Source organism: Streptomyces sp. NPDC048639, from assembly GCF_043199075.1.
In the GTDB taxonomy this organism is placed as follows: domain Bacteria; phylum Actinomycetota; class Actinomycetes; order Streptomycetales; family Streptomycetaceae; genus Streptomyces.
Window position 1 is genome coordinate 226,407 of the sequence record NZ_JBICVP010000009.1, and the last position, 22,948, is coordinate 249,354.

The window sequence follows — 22,948 nt, forward strand, 5'->3', positions numbered from 1 at the left end:
CGGCGACCGTAGGTACCGCCCCGGCGCCGGGTGGTCACGGGCGGGGCGGGGCAGGGGGTCCGCGCCACGCCGGACCCTGCCGTCGCCGAGCCGACCCGGGCCGGCCGCCAGGGCGAAAAGCGGTGGAACTGGAACGTTCCCGCTGACTAGCGTCGCGGGATGACCACTCGTACCTTCCGGATCACCGTCCGCGGCGCCTTCGACGGACTCACGCCCGACCAGCGGTCCGAGCTCCTGGCGCACGCGGCGGACCACGACGCGCTGCACGCGGCCTTCACCCCCCAGGGGCACCTCAGCTACGACATCGCGGCACGGACCGCGTTCACGTTCCGCTTCCTGGACTCGGGGGAGGCCGAGGAGGACATCCTGGAGGCGACCGAACGCGCCGAAGCCACGGCGCAGACGTGGCTGACCCAGCGCGGCTACGGCCACAAGCACCTCAGATCCAACGCCGAGGACCTCTCCCAGGCGCCGCTGGGGAAGCGGCAGCGCCGCGAAGCCGCCCGTAAGGCGGCCGACCGCAGCGGATGACGGAGCCGGACCGACGCCGAGGGCCCCGACCGGGATATGCGGTCGGGGCCTTCGCCGTTCATGGAACTGGAAGCGACCTAGAAGTGACCTCGCCACCATGGCGCGCCCCGGGGGTCGGCCGGAATGATCCAAGCCCTCGCCAGAATCCTGTCGTCGAGGGCCCGCACGAGAGCCCGCAGCTCACGCGCGCTCTTGCTGGGCAACGCCTGGAGTACCGCTTCGAGATGGCTGCGGAAGTAGCCGCCGTTGCAACCGCACTCGGGGACTCCGCAGCCGGGATCGACGTACGGGTCGGCCAAGTCTCTGACGGGGCCGTGCGCAAGGGTCTTCCAGTGCCAGAACGCCTCCTCCGTGGCCTCGCGCCCGAAGCGGGTGCGTTCGAGCCGGCGGAGGGCGGCTGTGCACGAACCGGAAAGCCGGTCGATGGTCGGATACCGTCGCCGTCCGATGGCGCGGACGGGGAGTTCGCCCCGCAGGGCTGACGGGCGCCTACGCGGCATGGCCCTTTCGGAAGTCGGTCATGCGGGCAAGCTACCGCGCCCTGCACGGGCCGGGCCACCGGGTATCGCGCGGCCAACCACCCGAGCGCGGCAGTGGGTCGGGCCCTCGGACCGGTGACTCGGGTCACTTCATGTGCCGGGGGCGCGGAAAGCGACCTTTCGACGAGCGGCCTCGTCGATCTGGTCGAGCGTGAGGAGCGGGGTGGCCCGGGTGCGGAGGGCGCCGCTGGCCTTGACGGTGAGGCTGATGGCGGCCATGGAGACTGCGTCGGGGACGTCGACAATGAGCACGACGTCGTCCTCCCCGAAAGCGAAGTACATGACCTCAACCGCTCCGCCGAGGCCGGTGACGATCTGGTCGACGGCGGCACGGCGACCGCTCGCGCCCTCTTTGAGCAGCCCCTTCGTGCCCTCGGGTGTGTAGCTGGCCTGGATGAGGAACTTCGGCATGGGGGGACGCTCCCTGACATCGCTTGTCCGGTACGACGATGGCCTTCCCGCTGCAACGACGGCAGCCACTCACCGAATGGCTGGATTCACTCGTTGGAAGCTGAACCGGCGTGGCGAGTCGCCTGCACCAGGTGGTGCGGGCGGAAGGGCGGGGAGCCCTTGGGGTGCGGACGCGGTGCAAGACGCCTGCCGCGGGCAAGACGAACAAAGACGAACCAGAAGCCCCGGCCCGGTGGCTCGGGGCTTTCGTGTGGAGCGGGTGACGGGAACCGAACCCGCGCTCCGAGCTTGGGAATCACCGCGACCAGAGGAACGGTGGCGGCAGCCTGGCCAGAGCCAAGGCGGACATGCGTTGTCCAAGGACTCATCCTGGCTCCCGCTGATGACCGTGGCTTGCTGAGTTGTCGGGCACGGATCGGGCACACGGCTCTGAGCACCGCATGAGGAGTTCGTCCGACTGGGTCGAGCCGATGGCAGGTCGCGGTGAGCACCCGGGAGAGGACGCTCGGAATCGCTCCCGTGCGCAGACGTTGCCGCAGAGTTCGCCGTCAAGCAGAGTCGGCGTGCTCCCCGCCGGACTTCGATGCCTGGGCAGGACGCGCCGACCTCTTCGGGTGTGAACCGGCCAACTGCCGCCGATTCGCAGGACGTTCGCTCGATGCCACCGGTCGGCTTGCGTCGTAGGACCAGCGCCACGATGCCTGGCGTGGCGCTCTTGTGGACCTCGGTCGGCTCGTCCCCCTCGATGTGGATGCCCGTCTCTTCCCGGACCTCGCGCTGTACGCCTGCCTCGGGAGTCTCGTCGAGCTCGAGTACGCCGCCCGGGAGTTCCCAAGTGCCGTTATCGGCAGGTCGTCACCCTGGCGCTTGGCCTCCGTCAAGGCGAGGCGCTCGGTCTGCGCTGGGAGGACGTCGACCTCGCCGCGGGTGACGTCCGTATCCGGAAGAACCGGTTGCGTCCGAAGTACGCACACGGCTGCGGCGCAGAACCTTGTGGCCGGAAGCCGGCTACTGCCCGAAATGCGAGCAGATCCGGCGCGAGCACAAGAGCACCAAGTCGCGCGCCGGGCGTCGCACAGTCGGTCTGCCCGATCCGCTCATCAAGCTTCTGCGCCGGCACCAGGAGGAGCAGGGATTCCGGGGCGGCCGGGGGCGGCTCCCAGAGAGCGTCACCGACTTGCTGCCCGACCTTCCGCAGCAACGGCCCGGTGATGCGCATGCACCCAGCGCGCATCCGGGCCGCTCCCCCTGGTTGCATTCCATGATCGCGTCGGCGACGACGTCCGGAACACCGAGGAGCAGCGGCACGGTCGCAGCGGTGTGACGGGCGTCATGCAGTCGACCGTCGCCGTACGCACGCGTCCCGAAGCAGCCGCTTCCCCAGGTGGTGGTCGGTGTTGGGGCTCAGCGGCCCACTGGCCGGAGACGCGAAGACGTACCCCTTGTCCTCCCAGTCGGCCCCGGCGGCGATCCGCCCGAACTGAGACGAGAACTGAGACGGAGAACGTCGAAGGGCCCCACCGCGAACGGTGGGGCCCTTCGACGTAGTGCCCGGTGAGGCACTGGCGGAGGATACGAGATTCGAACTCGTGAGGGGTTGCCCCCAACACGCTTTCCAAGCGTGCGCCCTAGGCCTCTAGGCGAATCCTCCGCCGGAAACAATACAAGACCGAAAGCAGTGCTCGCGAACCCGTTCCCCCGGGCCGCCTCCGGGCGGGCCGTGTGGGCGCCCCCGGACCCGAGCACCCCGGGCGATCCGCTAGGGTGGGAGCCAGCCCCTCACGCGGCGCTATCTCACCGAACTCCCCCAGGGCCGGAAGGCAGCAAGGGTAAGTGAGCTCTGGTGGGTGCGTGGGGGGCCCTTGCGTGTGCGGGTCCGTTTCGGACGAGACGCCGGTATGCGTACGCCTCCTGAGCCGGGCCCTTGTCCTCCACGGGGCTTGGGGCGCGACAGGTTGTCGGTGGGGGCCGATATCGTCGGAGGCGTGTCGTCTCTCGCGCTGTACCGCCGCTATCGTCCCGAGACCTTCGCCGAGGTCATCGGGCAGGAGCATGTGACCGGTCCGCTGCAGCAGGCGCTGCGCAACGACCGGGTCAACCACGCGTATCTGTTCAGCGGTCCGCGGGGCTGCGGCAAGACGACCAGCGCGCGGATCCTCGCGCGCTGTCTGAACTGCGAGCAGGGGCCGACGCCCACGCCCTGCGGTGAGTGCCAGTCCTGCCGCGATCTCGCGCGCAACGGGCCGGGATCGATCGATGTGATCGAGATCGACGCGGCGTCCCACGGTGGTGTGGACGATGCTCGCGAGCTCCGCGAGAAAGCGTTCTTCGGCCCCGCTTCGAGTCGTTACAAGATCTACATCATCGACGAGGCGCACATGGTCACCTCGGCGGGGTTCAACGCCCTGCTGAAGGTGGTCGAGGAGCCCCCGGAGCACCTCAAGTTCATCTTCGCGACGACCGAGCCCGAGAAGGTCATCGGCACGATCCGCTCGCGCACCCACCACTACCCCTTCCGCCTCGTACCGCCCGGCACGCTCCGGGAGTATCTGGCCGAGGTGTGCGGACAGGAGAAGATCGACGTCGAGGACGGCGTGATGCCGCTCGTCGTCCGCGCCGGTGCCGGGTCCGTACGTGACTCGATGTCCGTGATGGACCAGCTCCTGGCGGGCGCCGGCGACGACGGTGTGACGTACGCGATGGCCACCGCCCTGCTCGGATACACCGAGGGGTCGCTGCTCGACGCTGTCGTCGAGGCCTTCGCGTCGGGTGACGGCGGTGCGGCCTTCGAGGTCGTGGACCGTGTGATCGAGGGCGGCAACGACCCGCGCCGTTTCGTGGCCGACCTGCTGGAGCGGCTGCGCGATCTGGTGATCCTCGCGGCCGTGCCCGACGCGGCGGAGAAGGGGCTGATCGACGCCCCGGCGGAAGTCGTTGAGCGGATGCAGGGGCAGGCCTCGGTGTTCGGCGCGGCGGAGCTGAGCCGTGCGGCCGACCTCGTCAACGAGGGGCTGACCGAGATGCGCGGGGCCACCTCGCCCCGGCTGCAGCTCGAGTTGATCTGCGCGCGGGTCCTGCTGCCGGGGGCGTTCCACGACGAGCGTTCCCTGCAGGCCCGGCTCGACCGCCTGGAGCGCGGGGCGGCCCTTGCGGGTGGTCCGGCCCCGGCCGGGGCCGGACCCGCGATGGGGTATGTGCCGGGTCCCGACGCCCACACCCCGCCGCCCCAGGCCGGTGGCGGGCCGACGGGGCCGGCCGCGGCGCGCGCGGCTCTGCCGGGCCGTGGCCCGGCGGCGGACAGTACCTCCGAGGTGCCGCAGGCCCAGCAGCAGGCGCAGCAGCCTCAGCCCCAGGCCGAGCAGCAGGCGCAGTCCCAGCCTCAGGCGCAGTCCCCGCAGTCCCCGCCCCAGCAGCAAGCGCAGCAGCCGCAGGCCGTGCCGGAAGCCGAGCAGCCCGGAGCTTCCCCGGCCGGCGTCGCCGGTCCCGGTGGTCAGGGGGGCGCGAGCGGTCCGGGCGAAGCGAGCGGTCAGGGCGACAGGCCGGGTGCGTGGCCCGCGAGCGCGCAGCCTGGTGGACCCGGCTCGGGCGAGACCGGCCCGGCCGGGCATGAGGCGGCGGGGCAGCGTCCCGGCGCCTGGCCCGCCTCGGCGCAGCCCGCCGGTGGCGCACCCCAGCAGGGCGGCCCGGCCGAGGCAACTGCCGCACCCGGGACGGGCGGCGGCGCACCCCGGCAGCCCGGTGCCTGGCCCGGCGCCTCCGGCTCGGACAGCGCCCCGAGCGCCCCGGACCGGAGCCCGCCCGGCCAGAACGCTCCGAGCCAGGACCACGGCCCGGCCACCCCGTCTCCCGCCGCGCAGTCCACCACTGCCCAGGCCCCGGCTCCCGCCGGGGGCCCGGCGCCGGGCGGCGCGCAGGGAGCCGTACAGATCCGGCAGATGTGGCCCGACATCCTCGAGGCGGTCAAGAACCGCCGGCGCTTCACCTGGATCCTGCTGAGCCAGAACGCGCAGGTCGCCGGGTTCGACGGCACCACCCTCCAGATCGGGTTCTCCAACGCCGGTGCCCGCGACAGCTTTGTGACGGGCGGCAGCGAGGACGTTCTGCGGCAGGCGCTCTCCGACGCGCTCGGCGTCCAGTGGAGGATCGAGGCGATCGTCGACCCGTCGGGCGGCTCCCCCGTACAGGGCGGTGCTCCCGCCGGCCCGCGGCCGCCCGCCCCCGCTGCGCCGTCGTCCCCGGCCCCACGCCCGTCCACCCCGCAGGCACCCGCACCCTCGCCCGCCCAGCGGCCCGCCGCCCCCGAGCCCCCGTCGCCCCCCGAGGGCCGTGCGCCCCGCGAGTCCGGACGACCCTCCATGGCCATCGAGGACGACATGCCCGCGGAGGACGATCCCGACCTCGACGACACTGCCCTCAGCGGGCACGACCTGATCGTCCGCGAGCTCGGCGCCACGGTCGTCGAGGAGTTCACGAACGAGTAACCGGGGCGCGACACTGTGTGACCGCAACGCGCGCACCGGTGCGGCCGTATAGCACCCGCCCCTCAGGGGCGGACTCCTTCCCGCGGCGTACGGCAGGGCGCCGCCGCAGCACGTAGGCTCGGGCTACTGAACAACGTCGTCGAATGCCAGGAGCGAAGCCGTGATTCCCGGTGGTGGGCAGCCCGACATGCAGCAGTTGCTGCAGCAGGCGCAGAAGATGCAGCAGGACCTCGCCGCGGCCCAGCAGGAACTGGCGGAGACCCCCGTCGAGGGCTCCGCGGGCGGCGGTCTCGTCAAGGCCACGGTGACCGGTACGGGAGACCTCAAGGGCCTGGTCATCGACCCGAAGGCCGTGGATCCTGAGGACACGGAGACCCTCGCGGATCTGGTGCTCGCGGCCGTACGGGACGCGACCGGCGCCGCGCAGGAGCTCCAGCAGCAAAAGCTCGGCCCGCTCGCGCAGGGCCTCGGCGGCATGCCGGGGATGCCCTTCTGAACGGGGCGCGCGAACAAGGCGCTCGCACCAGACGCCCGAACCGGGAACTGCCGAGCTGATCCGGTCCTTAAGGTGGATCAACTAGCGTACGCAGCAAGTAGATGATTGGAGACGGCGATCCGTGTATGAAGGCGTGGTCCAGGACCTCATCGACGAGTTGGGCAGGCTGCCCGGCGTCGGTCCGAAGAGCGCGCAGCGGATCGCCTTTCACATTCTCCAGGCCGAGCCGACCGACGTCCGCCGGCTCGCCCACGCTCTGACCGAGGTCAAGGACAAGGTCCGGTTCTGCGGCGTGTGCGGCAACGTGGCTCAGGAGGAGCAGTGCCGGGTCTGCCAGGACCCGCGCCGCGACCCCGGGGTCATCTGTGTCGTCGAGGAGCCCAAGGACGTCGTCGCGATCGAGCGCACCCGTGAGTTCCGGGGCCGCTACCACGTGCTCGGCGGGGCGATCAGCCCCATCGAGGGCGTGGGCCCGGACGACCTGCGCATCAGGGAACTTCTGGCCAGGCTCGCCGACGGCACCATCACCGAGCTGATCCTGGCAACCGACCCGAACCTCGAGGGGGAGGCCACGGCCACCTACCTCGCCCGCATGGTCAAGCCCATGGGACTCAAGGTCACGCGACTGGCCAGCGGGCTCCCTGTAGGGGGGGACCTGGAGTACGCCGACGAGGTCACGCTGGGCCGTGCCTTCGAAGGGAGACGACTTCTCGATGTCTGACGCCACGCTCCACGATGCCAAGCAGGACCCGGACGATTTCGCGGTACAGATCGCCGACCAGGTCGAGAGCTTCATCGTCGCCGTCACGGAAGTGGCGAAGGGCGACGAGCCCGGCAGCGCGATCCCGTACCTCCTGCTGGAGGTGTCGCAGCTCCTGCTCGCGGGCGGGCGGCTGGGGGCGCACGAGGACATCGTCCCGGACGAGCGCTACGAGACGGACACGGGACCGGAGCCGGACGACGTCGACCAGCTGCGCGAGCGGTTCGCCGCGCTGCTGGACCCGGCGGACGTCTACTCCGAGGTCTTCGACCCGTACGTGCCGCGCAGCGAGCCGGTCGCGTGCCGGATCTCCGACGACCTGGCCGACATCATCACGGACCTGCGGCACGGCATGGCCCACTACCGCGCGGGGCGTGTGACCGAGGCGCTGTGGTGGTGGCAGTTCTCGTACTTCTCCAACTGGGGTCCCACGGCGTCGGCCACGCTGCGCGCGCTGCAGTCGCTGCTGGCCCACATCCGTACCGAGAGCCCGCTGGACGAGCTCGACGGACTGGACACGGACGCCGCCGCGACGGAGGACGGGGCGCTGGAGGAGGAAGCGGGCCGCGTGATGGCCCAGGAGATCGCGGCGCCGCTGGGGCTCAAGCCCGCTCGCAGGTGACGCCGGGCGCACGAGGGTGCGCAGGCATGGAGCGGGGCGTCGCCATCAGCTCCCGCGAGGGGGAACGGCTGCGCATACCGTGCGGGCACCCGTTCCGTGTGAACTGAATTACGTTTCCGTGTGTTCCGGCCTGGGGCGGGCAGGTGCTTCCGCGGAGCGGGCACGGCGGGTCGCGGGCCTCTCGATGAATCACAGAATGGGACGCCGTCTCGCGATGTGATACCGAGGTGGCCGGTTCCTCCTGCTCGTTAAACTGAGCCGACCGAAGGGTCCCGATTCGGGGTCCCCGGAAGACAGAGTTGCGAGGAGCGCACGTGGGCCTTGTCGTGCAGAAGTACGGCGGCTCCTCCGTTGCGGATGCCGAAGGCATCAAGCGCGTCGCCAAGCGGATCGTCGAAGCCAAGCGAACCGGCCACCAGGTGGTCGTCGTGGTTTCTGCGATGGGTGACACGACGGACGAGTTGATCGATCTCGCCCAGGAGGTATCTCCGATGCCTGCCGGGCGTGAGTTCGACATGCTGCTGACCGCCGGAGAGCGAATCTCCATGGCGCTGCTGGCCATGGCGATCAAAAACCTCGGACACGAGGCGCAGTCGTTCACCGGTAGCCAGGCCGGCCTCATCACCGACTCCGTCCACAACAAAGCGCGGATCATCGACGTGACGCCCGGTCGTATCCAGGCGTCCGTGGATGAGGGCAACATCGCCATCGTCGCCGGATTCCAGGGTGTGTCCCAGGACAAGAAGGACATCACCACGCTCGGGCGCGGCGGTTCCGACACCACGGCCGTCGCGCTGGCCGCGGCGCTCAACGCCGAGGTGTGCGAGATCTACACCGACGTGGACGGTGTCTTCACCGCCGACCCGCGGGTCGTGAAGAAGGCCCGCAAGATCGACTGGATCTCCTTCGAGGACATGCTGGAGCTCGCCGCCTCCGGCTCCAAGGTGCTGCTGCACCGCTGCGTCGAGTACGCGCGCCGCTACAACATCCCGATCCACGTCCGGTCGTCCTTCTCCGGTCTCCGGGGCACCTGGGTCAGCAACGAGTCGCACGAGTCGCACAGGCAAGGGGAACTACCGATGGAGCAGGCACTCATCTCGGGGGTTGCCCACGACACGTCCGAGGCCAAGATCACGGTCGTCGGTGTCCCGGACAAGCCGGGCGAGGCGGCGACGATCTTCCGAGCCATCGCGGATGCCGAGATCAACATCGACATGGTCGTGCAGAACGTGTCGGCGGCCTCCACCGGCCTCACCGACATCTCCTTCACGCTGCCGAAGACCGAGGGCAAGAAGGCCATCGGCGCCCTGGAGCGCGCGAAGACCGCCATCGGCTTCGAATCCCTGCGCTACGACGACCAGATCGCCAAGATCTCGCTCGTCGGCGCCGGCATGAAGACCAACCCGGGTGTCACCGCGACCTTCTTCGAGGCGCTGTCGAACGCCGGGGTCAACATCGAGCTGATCTCCACCTCGGAGATCCGGATCTCCGTGGTGACCCGCGCCGACGACGTCAACGAAGCCGTCCGCGCCGTGCACACGGCATTCGGACTCGACAGCGAGTCCGACGAGGCCGTCGTGTACGGAGGGACGGGCCGATGACAACTGCCCGGGCCGCGGGCGACAAGCCCACTCTCGCCGTCGTCGGCGCCACCGGCGCCGTCGGCACGGTGATGCTCGGCATCCTCTCGGAACGTGCCGACATCTGGGGCGAGATCCGGCTCATCGCCTCGCCGCGCTCGGCCGGCAGGAAGCTCACCGTGCGCGGTGAGGAGGTCGAGGTCGTCGCGCTGAGCGAGGAGGCCTTCGAGGGCGTGGACGTCGCCATGTTCGACGTGCCCGACGAGGTCTCGGCCCAATGGGCACCGGTCGCCGTCGCCAAGGGCGCCATCGCCGTGGACAATTCGGGTGCCTTCCGGATGGACCCGGAGGTCCCGCTGGTGGTGCCCGAGGTGAACGCGCATGCCGCGCGGAACCGTCCCCGCGGCATCATCTCCAACCCCAACTGCACGACGCTCTCGATGATCGTCGCGCTGGGGGCCCTGCACGCCGAGTTCGAGCTGAGCGAGCTGATCGTCTCCTCGTACCAGGCAGTGTCGGGCTCGGGGAAGGAGGGCATCGACACCCTCCGCGAGCAGATGGCCAAGGTCTCCGGTACGGAACTGGGCACGCACCCCGGTGACGTACGCCGTGCCGTCGGCGAACTGGGCCCGTACCCGGCGCCGATCGCGTACAACGTCGTTCCGTTCGCGGGCTCGCTGAAGGAGGACGGCTGGTCCTCCGAGGAGCTCAAGGTCCGCAACGAGTCGCGCAAGATCCTGGGCCTGCCGGAACTGCGGGTCACCGCGACGTGTGTACGCGTCCCCGTGATCACGACGCACTCGCTGACCGTGCACGCGCGGTTCGAGAACCCTGTCACGGTCGCCGCGGCGCACGAGATCCTCAGGGCCGCGCCGGGTGTCGTGGTGTGCGACAACCCGGGCGAGGGCGAGTACCCGACGCCCGCGGACGTCGTGGGCACGGACCCGACCTGGGTCGGCCGGGTGCGCCGCTCGCTGGACGACCCCAACGCGCTGGAGCTCTTCGTCTGCGGCGACAACCTCCGTAAGGGCGCGGCGCTGAACACCGCCCAGATCGCGGAACTCGTTGCGGCGGAGCTGGCCGCGGCGTAGAACCATGTGCAGCAGCCTTGCTGGACTTGTGAAGATTGAGTGATCAAGTCCACGATCTGTACTGCTTGATACGGGCCGTGGACCTGTTCGAGAATTCGCTCCCCGCCTACTGCAACCAGCAGTTGGGCGGGGAGCGTCTTTGTGGTCGTCCTTCCGAGTCGCTGCGGCAAATGGGGCATTCAGGAAAGAATGGTGCGCATGAGGGCATTTGTTCCGTCAGTAAAAGCGGTGGCTCACGCGTACAACCCTGACGGGGGGCAGCGTGTCCAACAGGCGTGGCAGAAGTCTTCGGCATGGCAGCGACACATGGGGCCGGCGCAGCGATACTGCGGCCGGTCGGTCGGCGCGCGACCGGCGGCATGCCGGTGATCGCGCCCGTGCCCGCCGTGCCTCCTGCCCGCATCCCGTCACAGCGCGAGGGTTCTGACGGCGCTATGACAGCGGGCACCACAGTCGACCACCTGACCGAGACCTACCGCGCCCACTACCGGTCGCTGCTCGGTCTCGCAGCCCTGCTCCTGGACGACACAGCCTCCTGCGAGGACGTCGTCCAAGAAGCCTTCATCCGCGTGCACTCCGCGCGCAACAGGGTCCGTGACCCGGAGAAGACCCTCGCCTACCTACGACAGACGGTCGTCAACCTCTCCCGCTCCGCCCTGCGCCGCCGCATCCTCGGACTGAAGCTGCTCTCCAAGCCCATGCCCGACATGGCGAGCGCGGAGGAAGGCGCCTACGAGCAGCTCGAACGCGACCAATTGATCCAGGCGATGCGCGGACTGCAGCGCAGGCAGCGCGAGGTGCTCGTGCTGCGCTACTTCGCCGACATGACCGAAGCACAGGTCGCCGAGACACTCGGCATATCACTGGGCTCCGTCAAGGCGTACGGTTCGCGGGGAATCGCGGCGCTGCGCGTCGCCATGGAGGCCCCGGCATGAGCAACCAGCACGACGGACCCGACAGCCCGAAAGGGCTCGACGGTCTGCTGCACGACCTGAGACAACCCTCCGGCACCGAAGACGGACCGGACGGTGAGCCGCGCCCCGACGAGGAGGCACTGCGACGGCGGTTGCAAACGGCCGTCGACGAACTCGAGCCCTCGCCCGACGCACTGGAACACCTGCGGCGCGCCGTCCCGGCCCGACGCGCCCGCAAACGCCAGGCGCTCGTCGGCGCAGCCGCAGCCGTACTGCTCGTCGGCACCGCCATCCCTGCGCTGATGCACGTCGCCCTGAGCGACGGCGACAACGACCGCCCCGCCAACGCCGGACACAGCGAAGTCGCCCAGGGAGGCACGACCAGCGGTTCCGAGGTCGACGGCGGAGACGGCGGCACGGACGTGAAGCCGTCCGACAATGCCACCGGGGGCAGCGACAAGGACGGCAAGGGCAGCGGCAAGGGCGGCAAGTCCCGGGCGCCGGACGGCAGTACGGCCGGCTCCGGCGTCGACCCGTCCGAGACCATGGCGGCCACCTCGCCGGTCTGCAATCGCGACCAACTCACCAACGGCGTCGCCACGCCCGGCACGCTGGACGGCGCGAGCACGGTCTACGGCTCGTTCCGCGTCTCCAACACCTCCGGCACCGCATGCGCGATCGACGGCGGCGGACTCGTCGTCGCGTCGGCGCAGGGAAGCGCCGACGGGAGCCGGATCAGCGTCATCGACCACACGGCGGGCGACGCGGCCACAGGCCTGCCCGATCCCGCCACCGAACCGCAGCGGGTGATCCTCAAGCCGGGCCTCGCGTACGAGATCAAGTTCGCCTGGGTCCCGGCCGACGGAGGCTCGGGCGGCTGCCCCGCCCCCGGCAACTCGCCGGACCCGGGAGGCTCCGGCGACCCGGGCGGGCAACCCGCCGCCGACGCGGCCGCGGACGACCCGGCGCCGCCCGCGGGCAGCGTCGCACTCAGCCACACGCCCCAGTCGGGCGACCCGGCCGCGGCGAGCGCCACGATCACCAACGCCTGTGCCGGGACCATCTATCGCACGGGGGCGATGGAAGCGTCCTGACGCGCGGCACGCTCCGCGCAGGGCGGCTGAAGCACCCGGTGAGACCGGGAGCGTGAAGCACCCGGTGAAGACCTCGGGAGGGGAGGAGAGCGGGGCGGGCCTGCTGTTGGAGGCCCGCCCCGCCGGACGTTCTCCCGAGGCTGCCGGCGGATGGCCGCCCGCGGGCGGGCGGTGGATGGTCACCCGAGGGGGCGGCGAGTCATGGTCTGCCGGTGTCGGGCGGGTGGTTGTCCGAGGGGCGTCGGGCGGGTGATGGTCTGCGAGTGCCGGGTGGGTGGTTGTCCGCCTTGCATCGGGCGTGTGGTCGTCCGCGGGGCTCCGAAGCGTGATGGTCCGCGGGCGTCGGGTGGAAGGGCCGTCCGGGGGCTCCGCAGGCACCGGGCAGGCGCGTGGCTGCGGGTCTCTGGTGGTCGTTGATCTGCGGGCGTCGGGCGGGGCTGATGGCGGCAACGATTGCCCGAACTCTGCCGTCGGCACGCCGGGGCCCAAGCGCACCCCGGCGCGGGCCGCCCGGCCCGTGGCCCGTACCGTGATGGTGTGTACCGATTCCTGCTGACGCCCCGCTGGTGGGGCATCAACCTCGTCGTCGCGCTGGGCGTGCCCTTCTGTCTGTTCATGGGGAGCTGGCAGCTCGGTCGCTTCGAGGCACGCGTCGAATCGCACCAGGAACAGCAGCGGGACGAGGACGTCCATGCCTCGCAGGCACCCGCGCCGCTGGAACGCCTGCTGCCGGTCACCAAGGAGACCTCGGGCCGGCTCGCCACCGTGTCCGGCCGCTACGAGCAGGACCAACTGCTCGTCCCGGACCGGCGGCTGGACGAAAAGTCCGGCTTCTACGTCCTCACCCTGCTTCGTACGGACGCGGGCAAGGCTCTGCCCGTCGTCCGCGGCTGGCTGCCCGGTGACGCGGACACCACGGCCGACCGCACCCGCGTGCCCGCGCCGCCACGCGGCGAGGTCACCGTGACCGGAGCGCTCCAGGCGTCGGAGAACCAGGGCACCGACGGTGCCCACGCGGGCGGCGGCCTGGGCGAGGGCCAGGTCGGCATGATCAGCGCCGCATCGCTGGTCAACCTGGTGCCGTATCCCGTGCACAACGCCTGGATCACCCTTCCCGACGGTGAGACCCAGGGCAGCCTGCGCGCGGTGCCCGCGGCCGCGGTCGAGGGCAGCGGCCTCGACCTCAAGGCCTTCCAGAACCTCGGCTACACCGGGGAGTGGTTCGTCTTCGCGGGCTTCTTCCTCTTCATGTGGTTCCGCCTCTTCCGCCGCGAGGTGGAGACCCAGCGCGACCTCGCCCTGGGCCTGCTGCCGGAGCAGACCGAAGCGTCACCGTCGCAGGAGGAGCGGACGGATCCGCCGTCACCGCGGCAGCAGATGGAACCGTCGCAGGAACGGCCCGAACCCCCGGAGCGGCCCGAACCCCCGCGGGAGCGCACCCAACCCCCGCGGGAGCGCACCCAACCCCCGCAGGATGGGACCCAACCCCCGCAGGAAGAGACCGAACCCCTGCGGGCGCGGCCTGAACCCCCGCAGGAGCAGGCCGAGTCCACGGCCGCCCAGCCCTGAGGGTCGGGGGTGGGGTCCTGCCGCACCGCGTTCGCCGCAACCTGGGGCCCCACCCCCCCACCCCCCGTCCCCACAGAGCCCTTCCACCGCAAAGCTCGCGCTCCGGCGCAGCCCTGGCCGGCCCTCCCCGGCCGGTCCCTCGGGCCGGCCGGGAAGGGCGTGGCTGCTGCCTCAGTTCGCCGCCGGCAGATGCCGCTCCGCGAAGTCGATCTCCATGCGGAGCTGCTTGATGCGCTCCTCCACGACGAGCGAGCCGTGCCCCGCGTCGTACCGGTACACCTCGTGCGGTGCGTCCCGCTCCTCCAGTCGGCGCACGTAGTTCTCGACCTGGCGGATCGGGCAGCGCGGGTCGTTCATGCCCGCCGAGATGTACACCGGTGCCCGGACCTGGTCGACATACGTCAGCGGCGACGACGCCGTGAACCGCTCCGGCACCTCCTCCAGTGTGCCGCCCAGCAGGGTACGGTCCATCGCCTTCAGCGCCTCCATCTCGTCGTGGTACGCGGTGACGTAGTCGGCAACCGGTACGGCGGCCAGGCCCACCGCCCACACGTCCGGCTGCGTGCCGAGTCCGAGCAGCGTCAGATAGCCGCCCCACGAACCGCCCGCGAGCACCAGCCGGCTCGGGTCCGCGAGGCCGGACTCCACGGCCCACACCCGCACCGCGTCGATGTCCTCGAGCTCGATGAGCCCGACGCGGTGCTTGAGCGCGTCCGTCCACTCCCGCCCGTAGCCGGTCGAGCCGCGGTAGTTGACCCGTACGACGGCGAAGCCGTGGTCGACCCAGGCCGCGGGTCCGGCAGCGAAGGCGTCGCTGTCGTGCCAGGTGGGTCCGCCGTGGATGTCGAAGACCGTGGGGAAGGGGCCCTCACCCTCCGGCTTCTGGACCAGCGCGTGCACCGTGCCGCCCGGGCCGTCCACCCACGCGTCCGTGACCGGCACGGACCCCGGGGCCTTCATCCCGGGCGGGTCGAGGACCGCCCGCCCCGTCGTCGACCGGACGCCAGGGGGCCGCTCGGCCGAGGACCAGAGGTACTCCACCGACCCGTCGGGACGCGCCGTTGCTTCCGACACCGTGCCCGGCGGGGTTTCCAGCCGTATCAGCGCGGAGGTGGCGAGGTCGTAGCGGAACAGCTCGCTGCGCGCCTGGTGGCTGTGCTCGATGAGCAGCGCCGACCCGTCCGGATACCACTCCGCGCCGATGTCGCCCGGCAGGTCGATGGCCAGGGCGGTCTCCCCACCCGTCGCCGGGTCCCAGATCATCGGCTCCCAGCGCCCGCCGCGCTGGTGTCCCACGAGCATGCGGGAGTCTCCGTCGACGGGTGGGAAACCGAGGCAGGCCAGGCCCAGTTCTCTGGTCCCGCCCCGGGTGTCGTCCAGCTCGGCCAGGACCGAGCCGTCGAGGCGGACCACGCGCAGCGCCGAGTGCATCGCGTCGCCGTGCTCGGTGTGCTCGATCGCGATCAGCGTGGAGTCGTGGGACAGATCGCCGACGCCCGCCGACTCGCGGTGCCGGTAGATCTCCACGGGCTTCATGGGCTCCATGGCCCCCACGGGCTCGGCCGGTTCCACCGGCTGTGTCCGCTCTGCCGTTTCGCCGTGGCCCTCGGCTCGCAGGACATGGATCGTCGATCCGTCCTCGTCCGTCGACCGGCCGACGACCACCGTGCCGTCCCGGCCGAGCGCCAGGCCTGCCGGATAGGAGGGCTCGAGCCCCGGTGTCGCGGGCTCGTCCTCACCGCCCCCGAAGGGCTGCCGCATCCACACACCGAACTCGTCGCCGTCGGTGTCGCTGAACCACCACAGCCAGGCGCCGTCGGGCGAAAGGGTGCCGTCCGTCGTGCCGTTCGGGCGGTCGGTGGCCTGCCGCTGCTCGCCGGTCGCGCGGTCCCAGGTGTACAGCTCGTACGTCCCCGTGGCGTTCGATACGAACAGCGACCGGTCGGGCGCGTCCTCCGCCCAGTCCGGCAGGCCTACCCGCGGTGCCCTGAAGCGCTTCTCCCAGTCCGGCATGGATCCCGAGGATCCCGAGGATCCCGTGGACCTCGCGGGCCCGGTGCTCTCATCAGTCATGACCCCATTCTGCGCAGACCCGCGGACAAGACGGTGGCGATGTCCTCAGCCTGTGGATAACCTCCGATCCCATGCACAAATCCGACGGCCCGGACTCTCCCGGCAACCGGCTCCGCGCCGGCCGTGTCATGGGGGACGAATCGGACTCGATACACGTCGCGGACGATGCCCACGCCCTCGGCACCCGCGCTCACGCCCGCGACGTCGACCTCGACGACCTCGACGGCTTCCGCTTCGACGGCTTCCTGCGGGGCCGGGACACGATCCGCGACTTCGAGACCGCCGAGGTGGGGGACGTCAGCGGCAAGTCCCTCCTCCACCTCCAGTGCCACACCGGTCTGGACACCCTCTCCTGGGCCCGGCGCGGCGCGAGCCCCGTCGTGGGTCTCGACTTCTCAGAACCGGCTGTCGACGCCGCCCGCGACCTGGCCGCCGACGCCGCGTTCACCGCCGACCGCGCCGCCTTCGTCGCCGCCGACGTCTACGACGCGGCCGAGGCCGTCCCCGACACCTCCTACGACATCGTCTACAGCGGCCCGGGCGCTCTGGGCCGGCTGCCCGACATCCCGCGCTGGGCCGAGATCGCCGCCTCCCTCGTCGCCCCGGGCGGCTTCCTCTATCTCGCCGAGCTCCACCCCCTCGCGGCCGGGCCCGACGACGAGTACGGCGCCCGCTTGGTCCACGACTCCACTCGCAGCGACCCGTGGGCCGACGAGCCGCCGGACCCGTACGCCGACCTCGACGCCCTGAGTGCGCACCACGGCGGCAGCGGATGGCAGCACCCGGTGGGCGAGGTCGTCTCCGCGCTGGCGGACGCCGGGCTGCGGATCGAGTTCCTGCACGAGCACGACGTGACGGTGGTCGTCCAGGCGTTTCCGTCCCTGCGGCGCGGCGACGACGGTCTTTTCCGCCTCCCGCAGGACCGCCCCGGGATTCCCCTCATGTACAGCGTGCTCGCGACCCGTCCCTGACAGCGCCCGGGCCCTTCCCCCTGACAGCGCGCGGGCCCTTCCGCTCGAGGGCGTCCCAGCCTTCCCGGCCTGCCGCCCCGGCCGCGCCCGGGCACGCCCGCCCCTGGTCACGGATCGTGCGCGGGCGACTACTCGCGCCCTCGCCCGCGCCGATCACCCCACCAGATGAGAACCTGATGTCAGGGGACTCGTCCGGTTGGGAGTGATCATCCCGATGGGAACCAGCATGCATGTGGTCTGGAGCAAGAAGGAGCCCCGCCAGGTCGTCTACGAGACGTACAAGATCGTGGCGGCGGAGAAGGCGGAGGGTCCGGAGCCCACGGTGAGGAGCCGTAGGCACGAGGTGCACGTCCGCAGCCGGGCCCACGCGGCGGAGATCGCCGCCGACAAGGGCTACGAGCTGTTCGGCGAAGGCGAGGCGTGGGAGAGCCTGCCCGAAGAGTGAGCGCCCGAGAGGTGAGCGCCCGAGAGGTGAGCGCCCGAGAGGTGAGCGCCTGAGGAGCGAGCGCCCGAGGGGCGGGCACCCGCGGTCCCCCCCGGTCGGTGATCGTCGGGGCCGGTGACCGGCAGGCCTCTGATCGCGGACACCCTGCGTGCGGGAAAGCGGCACACGAACGACACCCCCGGTACGGCCGGGCGACGCTTTCGGCCCCCTACTGTGGCCGCTCCGTCCGACGCCCGCCCCGCCACCGAGGACAGCATCATGACGGCAACCCTTCCCAGCGCAGAGCAGCAGCGCCCACGCCACTTCAACGACGTCGAGGGGTGGTTCCCCAGCCTCGACCAGGTGCTCTTCGCCTCGCTCCTCTCCCGCCAGCAGCGCCGCGGTGAGCGGGGCGATCTTCTGGAGATGGGCGTGTACCTGGGCAAGAGCGCCATCTTCACCGGCACCTTCCAGGGTGACGGTGAGCGCTTCACGGTCTGCGATCTCTTCGACGCGCCCGCGCCGGACGAGTCCAACGCGGCCGAAGCCCGCAAGTCCTACGCCTCCCTCACCCGTGTGGCCTTCGAGCAGAACTACCTCGCCTTCCACGAGGAGCTGCCCGAGATCGTCCAGGCCACCACTTCCGTGCTGGGTGACCGCATCGCCCCGGACAGCTGCCGGTTCGTGCACATCGACGCCTCGCACCTGTACGAGCATGTGGTCGGCGACATAGGGACCGCGCAGCAGTCGCTGCTTCCCGGCGGCCTCGTCGTCATGGACGACTTCCGCTCGGAGCACACCCCTGGCGTTGCCGCCGCGACCTGGGAGGCCGTCTTCAGCCGCGGTCTGCGGCCCATCTGCCTCAGCACCCAGAAGCTGTACGCCACTTGGGACGATCCCGAGCCGGTCCAGGACGATCTGCTCGCCGAGGCGCGTGGCCGCGGCGACATGAACATCAGCATCCAGGAGATCGCCGGTCGGCGGGTCGTACGGTTCTCGGGCCGTCCCAAGCCTCCGGCCGCCCCCGCATCCCGGTTCGCCGGTGACGCGGCGCGCGACACGACGGCCGGGGCCTCCACCGCCTCGGCCCGGCCTCTGGCCCGCCGTTCCACCGCCCGTCGTGTGGCGGCGGACCTCCTGCCGCCCGTCGTCACCCGCGCCATCCGGCGTCACCGCCGCGGCTGACGCACCGAGCCCGGCGCTACGAAACGGCCGGAGCTGTACGCCACGAGCTCCGGCGCGCTACGCCGTACGCCGCCATCGCGACCGACGTACCGTGCACCCGGAGCTTTGCCGCCCTCATGCCGCGGAGAGTGCGAGCCGCAGCAGGGCACGGTCGCTGCCGGGCGCGCCGATCGCGCACAGCCCCACCGGCAGCCCGCCCACCCTCATCAGGGGCAGGGTGACGCACGGCAGTCCGGCGAGGGAGGCCAGGCAGGTGAGCCGTACGGTCGCCTGCCGGGTGGCGGTCCTCTCCTCGCTGTCGGCGCCGGCCGGCGGGGCCGGGTCGCTCGTTGCGGGCATCAGCAGCACGGTGTCCGGTGGTACGGCGTCCCGCAGCGTGCGCGCGGCGCCGTCCAGCACCGTTCGGGCCGCGGCCCGTTCCTCCGCCGTCACCGCCGCAGCGCGCGCGAAGCGCGTGGTCACGCCGGGGCCGAGGGCGCCGGGATGGGCGCTGACCCATGCGCCGTCGGACTCCCAGGCCTGCGCGAGCTGAACCGTGGTGAATGCCACCGCCCACTCCGTGTGGTCCCCGGGCAGGGCGGGGCTCTCCTCGGTCCGTAGTCCCGTCCGGCCGGCCAGCGCCGAGGCCGCCGGGCGGAACGCCGCCCGCACCGCCCCGCCGGCCAGGTCCAGCAGATCCGTCACCACGCGCGCCACGCGCAGCGGCGGATGGTCCGGGGCCGGCGGCAGCAGCACATCGCCCAGCAGGCCGAGCAGCGCGGCGTCCCGCGCCAGCCAGGCGACCGTGTCGAAGTCCGGGGCCAGTGGCAGCATGCCGGTGACCGGGACGGCGCCGTGTGTCGGCCGCATGCCGTGGAGCCCGCAGTACGAGGCGGGTACGCGGATGGAGCCCGCCGTGTCGCTGCCCAGACCGGCGTCCGCCTGTCCGAGTGCGACGGCGCTCGCGGGGCCGCTGGAGGAGCCGCCGGGGATCCGGCCCGGGGCGGCGGGGTTGGGCGGAGTGCCGTAGTGCGCGTTGGTGCCGTTGAGGCTGTAGGCGAACTCGTCGGTCTGCGCGATGCCGGTGATGTCGGCGCCCGCGTCCAGCAGGGCTCGTACGGCCCAGGCGTGCTCGGTCTGCGGGACCGCCTCGGCCAGCCGGGCCGGGTTGCCGGCGCCGGTCCGGTGTCCCGCCACGGCGTACAGGTCCTTGACCGCCAGGCGGACGCCGCGCAGCGGTCCGCTGCCGGATCCGGGCACCAGTGGCTCGCCCCGTACGCGCCAGAGCGCGATGTCCGGCTCACCGGCCGGGGCCGTTCCCATCGTGGCTCCCTTCTCGGCGCCTGCCCGCGCAGTGTGCCCGGCCTTACGCGCGCGAAGCCCTACGCACGCAGGCTCCCACGCGCGCAGGCTCCCACGCGCGCGATGCCGCCACGCGCGCGATGCCCGTACGCCGGCCCTGCGCCGGGCGGTCGTCCTTTCGCGCTCCGGGAGTCCTTCCCGTGAGGGCTTAGCCCCACGTGCCGCGGCGCCCGGCGGCCGCTCTTGGGCCGCTCTTGGGCCGGTCGCGCCGGGCCGCGCACACTGGGTGTATGAGCGGGGCGATCGTCAGCGGGGCCGGGGAGCGCGAGGACCTGCTGACCGCGGCCGTAGTGAGGGCCGTCGAAGCGTCCGGAGCGTACTCCGGCAGCATCTTCCTGCGCTCGCGGGACCGCCGCTCGATCGTGCTGGCCGCCACCTGCGGGATGCCCCCGTCCCACCTCGGCGGTTGGCGCCTCATCGCGGTCGGCAGCCCCATCCCGGTCGCCGCGGCCTACAGCTCCGGGCGCACGATCCACCTGTCCGACGGCGATGAGACGATGCGCCGCTATCCCCAGCTCGCGGTGGCCCTGCCGTACGCGTTCGGCTCCTGCTCGGTGCCCGTGGGCACGGACAAGGAGACGTTCGGCGCGATGGCTGTCGTGTGGTCGGCTCCCAACGGCAGCCCGGGGCTCTCCAAGGCCCGGCGCCGCCAGGTGCGCACCATCGCCGCCCGGCTCGGGGCCTCCCTCGCCGAACTGCGCGACCGCACCGGCGATCTCCTCGAGTGCGACGCGACGACGACTCCCGTCGAGGCGCCCGCGCTGTCGGCGCCCGCCGTGCGGGTCGGCATCTTCGACTGGGATCTCGCCGAGGGCACCCTGGCCGCCGACGACGAGCTGTGCTCGATCTTCGGCCTCGACCCCGGCGCCTTCGACGGACGGATCGACACCCTCATCGCCTGCCTCCACCCCGGTGACCTCGCCGCCTTCCGCTCTGCGGGGCGGAAGGCGGCGTCCGAGGGGCGGGTCGTCGCACAGCGCCTGCGCGTCCGGGACAGCGGGGGCGGCGGGCCGGGTGGCGGGACGTACCGGGTCATCGAGCTGTGGGGGCGTACGTCCGGTCCGCCCGACGGGCACGGGCGCGTCCATGTCGTCGGGGCGGTCGTGGACGCGCGTGTGGGGACCGCTGCCGTCGCGGCGGTGGAGCGGCTGCGGGACGGGCTCTTCTCGCTCACTCCGGACGGCCGGGTCACCTACGCCAATCCCAGCCTGGTCAATCTGCTCGGCATCGGGGTCGAGGACCTGCTCGGCCAGAGTCTCTGGGACGTCCTGCCGTGGCTGTCCGATCCGGCCTTCGAGTTCCGCCACCGTTCGGCGATGGTCTCGCAGCAGCCGGCCTCCTTTCTGGCCCGCCGTCCGCCCGACCAGTGGATCGCGTTCTCCCTCCACCCCGACGCGAACGGGGTGACGGGCCGCGCCGTCCCCGTAGGACGTCTTCCGGCTGCTGCGACGGCACCGGCCGCGTCGGCGGAGACGGCGGCGGCGGCGACCGCGCCCGCCGTCACCGCACCGGCGCGGCTGGGCGTCATGTACCACGTGCTGCAGCTCGGCAGCGCGCTCACCGAGGCGGTCACCGTGCGCGAGGTCTGCACGGCCGTCGCCGAGCAGCTCCTCCCGGCCTTCGGCGGCCAGGAGCTGGCTGTCTTCGTGGTCCGGGAGGGCAAGATGCATCTGCTCTTCAGGACGGGCCGCCACAAGGGTTTCCTCGAATGGCTGGAGGGCGAGCGCCTCCAGGCGCACCTGCCCGGGACCGAGGCCCTGACCTCCGGGGTCCCGCTCTTCATCGAGTCGGAGCAGGACCTCGCGCAGATCTATCCGGGCGTCCCCGCCGGTGAGGCGGGCTCCTGGGCGTATCTGCCGCTCATCGCCTCCAGCCGGCCCGTCGGGACGTGCGTGCTCGGCTTCGACGAGTCCCACCGGTTCGGGACGACCGACCGGAGCGTGCTCACCGCGCTCGCCGGTCTGATCGCCCAGGCGCTGGAGCGCGCACGGCTCTACGACGCGGAGTTCGCCCTCGCCCGCGGCCTGCAGCAGGCGCTGCTGCCGCACAGCCTGCCCGTGCTGCCCGGCCTCAGCAGCACCGCCCGCTACCTGCCCGGCACGAGCGGTATGGAGATCGGCGGTGACTGGTACGACGTGATCCCCGCCGACGACGGTGTGTCCCTGGTCGTCGGGGACGTCGAGGGGCACAGTGTGAGCGCCGCGGCCACCATGGCCCAGCTCCGCAGCGCCGTACGGGCGTTCACGGCGGTCGGTCACACGCCGGGCGATGTGGTGGCCGGTGCCAACCGGACCCTCATCGACCTCGACCCGGGCCTCCTCGCCAGTTGCTGCTACATCCGCCTCGAACCCGGCAGGCATCGCGCGTACGCGGTCCGCGCGGGCCATCCGCCACCGCTGCTCCGCCGTCCCGACGGCACTGCCGAAGTCCTGGACCTGGAGGTCGGCCCGCTCCTCGGCGTCGACCGGGCGAGCGGCTATCCGGAGACCCTGATCAGCCTTCCGCCCGGCTCGGTCCTCGCGCTCTATACCGATGGTCTCGTCGAGGAGCGCGGCGCGGACATCGATCTGGGCGTGGACCGGCTCCGGGCCTCCCTGGCCCATGCCCGCGCGGATTCGCTCGACGAGCTGGCCGACCGGCTGCTCACCGGCGCCCGGCGCTCCTCGTACCGCGCCGACGACATCGCCCTGCTGCTCACCGAGTACGGCGCGGTGACGGCGCTGGTGTCGCCGTGAGAGTGCCCGGTGGCCGGGCGTCGCGTGCCCCCACAAAGCCCGGGGCGATATGGGCGGATTTGTATCAGTCCGGAACGGGAATCATCCAGATGCGAGGATCACCCGACGATCAGAGACCGAGCGGAGAATTC

General features: G+C 71.7%; 18 protein-coding genes, 1 tRNA gene, 1 other RNA gene and 2 pseudogenes. 16 read left to right on the forward strand and 6 right to left on the reverse strand.

The genetic code is table 11. The annotated features are described in order from the left end of the window. The first annotated feature begins 159 nt into the window (after positions 1 to 159). Positions 160 to 531 (forward strand): DUF6204 family protein, encoded by a 372-nt coding sequence (locus ACGFNH_RS25020; RefSeq protein WP_393657252.1) that lies wholly within the window; start codon positions 160 to 162, stop codon positions 529 to 531. Positions 532 to 608: 77 nt separating this feature from the next. Here the strand turns inward: ACGFNH_RS25020 and ACGFNH_RS25025 are convergent, their stop codons facing one another. The 3 genes and pseudogenes from ACGFNH_RS25025 to ACGFNH_RS25035 form a co-directional block, all read right to left on the reverse strand. Further along, a complete protein-coding gene (locus tag ACGFNH_RS25025; protein ID WP_393657254.1) occupies positions 609 to 1,031 on the reverse strand; it encodes a hypothetical protein in 423 nt (140 codons plus the stop codon). Positions 1,032 to 1,160: 129 nt separating this feature from the next. Further along, a complete protein-coding gene (locus tag ACGFNH_RS25030) occupies positions 1,161 to 1,481 on the reverse strand; it encodes a GYD domain-containing protein (RefSeq protein WP_393657256.1) in 321 nt (106 codons plus the stop codon). A gap of 603 nt (positions 1,482 to 2,084) precedes the next feature. Then, positions 2,085 to 2,336, reverse strand: a pseudogene (locus ACGFNH_RS25035) (NUDIX domain-containing protein); the annotation flags it as partial. Here ACGFNH_RS25035 and ACGFNH_RS25040 point away from each other — a divergent pair. Then, a pseudogene (locus ACGFNH_RS25040) lies at positions 2,327 to 2,613 on the forward strand (site-specific integrase); the annotation flags it as partial. The pseudogenes ACGFNH_RS25035 and ACGFNH_RS25040 sit on opposite strands and share 10 nt — an antisense overlap. Positions 2,614 to 3,044: 431 nt before the next feature. Here ACGFNH_RS25040 and ACGFNH_RS25045 read toward each other — a convergent pair. Next, positions 3,045 to 3,132, reverse strand: a tRNA-Ser gene (locus ACGFNH_RS25045). Positions 3,133 to 3,251: 119 nt separating this feature from the next. Between ACGFNH_RS25045 and ffs the strand changes: the two genes are divergently transcribed. From ffs to ACGFNH_RS25095, 10 genes are all read left to right on the forward strand, one after another. Continuing rightward, an RNA gene (gene ffs, locus ACGFNH_RS25050) (signal recognition particle sRNA small type) lies at positions 3,252 to 3,348 on the forward strand. Between the two features lie 118 nt (positions 3,349 to 3,466). Continuing rightward, entirely contained in the window at positions 3,467 to 5,962 is a 2,496-nt protein-coding gene (locus ACGFNH_RS25055; protein ID WP_393657257.1) for a DNA polymerase III subunit gamma and tau, read from the forward strand. A 160-nt stretch (positions 5,963 to 6,122) separates the two neighbouring features. Next, positions 6,123 to 6,458 (forward strand): YbaB/EbfC family nucleoid-associated protein, encoded by a 336-nt coding sequence (locus ACGFNH_RS25060; RefSeq protein WP_393657259.1) that lies wholly within the window; start codon positions 6,123 to 6,125, stop codon positions 6,456 to 6,458. A gap of 121 nt (positions 6,459 to 6,579) precedes the next feature. Then, positions 6,580 to 7,179, forward strand: coding sequence for a recombination mediator RecR (recR, locus tag ACGFNH_RS25065; RefSeq protein ID WP_393657261.1), 600 nt, complete (start codon positions 6,580 to 6,582; stop codon positions 7,177 to 7,179). Further along, entirely contained in the window at positions 7,172 to 7,840 is a 669-nt protein-coding gene (locus ACGFNH_RS25070; protein WP_393657263.1) for a DUF5063 domain-containing protein, read from the forward strand. The genes recR and ACGFNH_RS25070 overlap by 8 nt, the downstream gene beginning before the upstream one ends. 314 nt (positions 7,841 to 8,154) lie before the next feature. Then, positions 8,155 to 9,441, forward strand: coding sequence for an aspartate kinase (locus ACGFNH_RS25075; RefSeq protein ID WP_393657265.1), 1,287 nt, complete (start codon positions 8,155 to 8,157; stop codon positions 9,439 to 9,441). Further along, positions 9,438 to 10,511, forward strand: coding sequence for an aspartate-semialdehyde dehydrogenase (locus ACGFNH_RS25080; RefSeq protein ID WP_393657267.1), 1,074 nt, complete (start codon positions 9,438 to 9,440; stop codon positions 10,509 to 10,511). Before ACGFNH_RS25075 ends, ACGFNH_RS25080 begins: the two co-directional genes overlap by 4 nt. Positions 10,512 to 10,870: 359 nt before the next feature. After that, entirely contained in the window at positions 10,871 to 11,446 is a 576-nt protein-coding gene (locus tag ACGFNH_RS25085) for a SigE family RNA polymerase sigma factor (RefSeq protein ID WP_393657577.1), read from the forward strand. Next, positions 11,443 to 12,519 carry a hypothetical protein gene (locus ACGFNH_RS25090; protein WP_393657269.1) on the forward strand — a complete coding sequence of 359 codons (1,077 nt, stop codon included), beginning with the start codon at positions 11,443 to 11,445 and terminating at the stop codon, positions 12,517 to 12,519. Before ACGFNH_RS25085 ends, ACGFNH_RS25090 begins: the two co-directional genes overlap by 4 nt. Positions 12,520 to 13,056: 537 nt before the next feature. Next, on the forward strand, positions 13,057 to 14,088 hold the full coding sequence (locus tag ACGFNH_RS25095) for an SURF1 family protein (RefSeq protein ID WP_393657270.1): 1,032 nt from the start codon (positions 13,057 to 13,059) through the stop codon (positions 14,086 to 14,088). Positions 14,089 to 14,259: 171 nt separating this feature from the next. Here the strand turns inward: ACGFNH_RS25095 and ACGFNH_RS25100 are convergent, their stop codons facing one another. Next, positions 14,260 to 16,101 carry a prolyl oligopeptidase family serine peptidase gene (locus tag ACGFNH_RS25100; RefSeq protein WP_393657272.1) on the reverse strand — a complete coding sequence of 614 codons (1,842 nt, stop codon included), beginning with the start codon at positions 16,099 to 16,101 and terminating at the stop codon, positions 14,260 to 14,262. Between the two features lie 131 nt (positions 16,102 to 16,232). Between ACGFNH_RS25100 and ACGFNH_RS25105 the strand changes: the two genes are divergently transcribed. The 3 genes from ACGFNH_RS25105 (at position 16,233) to ACGFNH_RS25115 (ending at position 18,741) form a co-directional block, all read left to right on the forward strand. Then, on the forward strand, positions 16,233 to 17,132 hold the full coding sequence (locus ACGFNH_RS25105; protein WP_393657274.1) for a class I SAM-dependent methyltransferase: 900 nt from the start codon (positions 16,233 to 16,235) through the stop codon (positions 17,130 to 17,132). A gap of 214 nt (positions 17,133 to 17,346) precedes the next feature. Next, a complete protein-coding gene (locus ACGFNH_RS25110; protein WP_393657276.1) occupies positions 17,347 to 17,577 on the forward strand; it encodes a hypothetical protein in 231 nt (76 codons plus the stop codon). Between the two features lie 258 nt (positions 17,578 to 17,835). After that, on the forward strand, positions 17,836 to 18,741 hold the full coding sequence (locus tag ACGFNH_RS25115) for a class I SAM-dependent methyltransferase (RefSeq protein WP_393657278.1): 906 nt from the start codon (positions 17,836 to 17,838) through the stop codon (positions 18,739 to 18,741). Between the two features lie 114 nt (positions 18,742 to 18,855). On the opposite strand, the gene ACGFNH_RS25120 is transcribed toward ACGFNH_RS25115, so the two are convergent. Continuing rightward, complete coding sequence (locus tag ACGFNH_RS25120) at positions 18,856 to 20,043, reverse strand: amidase (RefSeq protein WP_393657280.1); 1,188 nt, start codon at positions 20,041 to 20,043, stop codon at positions 18,856 to 18,858. A gap of 269 nt (positions 20,044 to 20,312) precedes the next feature. On the opposite strand from ACGFNH_RS25120, the gene ACGFNH_RS25125 reads away from it, so the two are divergent. After that, complete coding sequence (locus tag ACGFNH_RS25125) at positions 20,313 to 22,817, forward strand: SpoIIE family protein phosphatase (RefSeq protein ID WP_393657281.1); 2,505 nt, start codon at positions 20,313 to 20,315, stop codon at positions 22,815 to 22,817. Positions 22,818 to 22,948: the final 131 nt, after the last annotated feature.

What these genes read in the sequence shown, in the direction of transcription:
- ACGFNH_RS25020 (WP_393657252.1), top strand. Translation starts at nt 160, where the DNA reads ATGACCACTCGTACCTTCCGGATCACCGTCCGCGGCGCCTTCGACGGA.
- ACGFNH_RS25025 (WP_393657254.1), bottom strand. Translation starts at nt 1,031, where the DNA reads ATGCCGCGTAGGCGCCCGTCAGCCCTGCGGGGCGAACTCCCCGTCCGC.
- ACGFNH_RS25030 (WP_393657256.1), bottom strand. Translation starts at nt 1,481, where the DNA reads ATGCCGAAGTTCCTCATCCAGGCCAGCTACACACCCGAGGGCACGAAG.
- ACGFNH_RS25070 (WP_393657263.1), top strand. Translation starts at nt 7,172, where the DNA reads ATGTCTGACGCCACGCTCCACGATGCCAAGCAGGACCCGGACGATTTC.
- ACGFNH_RS25080 (WP_393657267.1), top strand. Translation starts at nt 9,438, where the DNA reads ATGACAACTGCCCGGGCCGCGGGCGACAAGCCCACTCTCGCCGTCGTC.
- ACGFNH_RS25085 (WP_393657577.1), top strand. Translation starts at nt 10,871, where the DNA reads ATGCCGGTGATCGCGCCCGTGCCCGCCGTGCCTCCTGCCCGCATCCCG.
- ACGFNH_RS25090 (WP_393657269.1), top strand. Translation starts at nt 11,443, where the DNA reads ATGAGCAACCAGCACGACGGACCCGACAGCCCGAAAGGGCTCGACGGT.
- ACGFNH_RS25100 (WP_393657272.1), bottom strand. Translation starts at nt 16,101, where the DNA reads ATGCCGGACTGGGAGAAGCGCTTCAGGGCACCGCGGGTAGGCCTGCCG.
- ACGFNH_RS25105 (WP_393657274.1), top strand. Translation starts at nt 16,233, where the DNA reads ATGCACAAATCCGACGGCCCGGACTCTCCCGGCAACCGGCTCCGCGCC.
- ACGFNH_RS25110 (WP_393657276.1), top strand. Translation starts at nt 17,347, where the DNA reads ATGGGAACCAGCATGCATGTGGTCTGGAGCAAGAAGGAGCCCCGCCAG.
- ACGFNH_RS25115 (WP_393657278.1), top strand. Translation starts at nt 17,836, where the DNA reads ATGACGGCAACCCTTCCCAGCGCAGAGCAGCAGCGCCCACGCCACTTC.
- ACGFNH_RS25120 (WP_393657280.1), bottom strand. Translation starts at nt 20,043, where the DNA reads ATGGGAACGGCCCCGGCCGGTGAGCCGGACATCGCGCTCTGGCGCGTA.
- ACGFNH_RS25125 (WP_393657281.1), top strand. Translation starts at nt 20,313, where the DNA reads ATGAGCGGGGCGATCGTCAGCGGGGCCGGGGAGCGCGAGGACCTGCTG.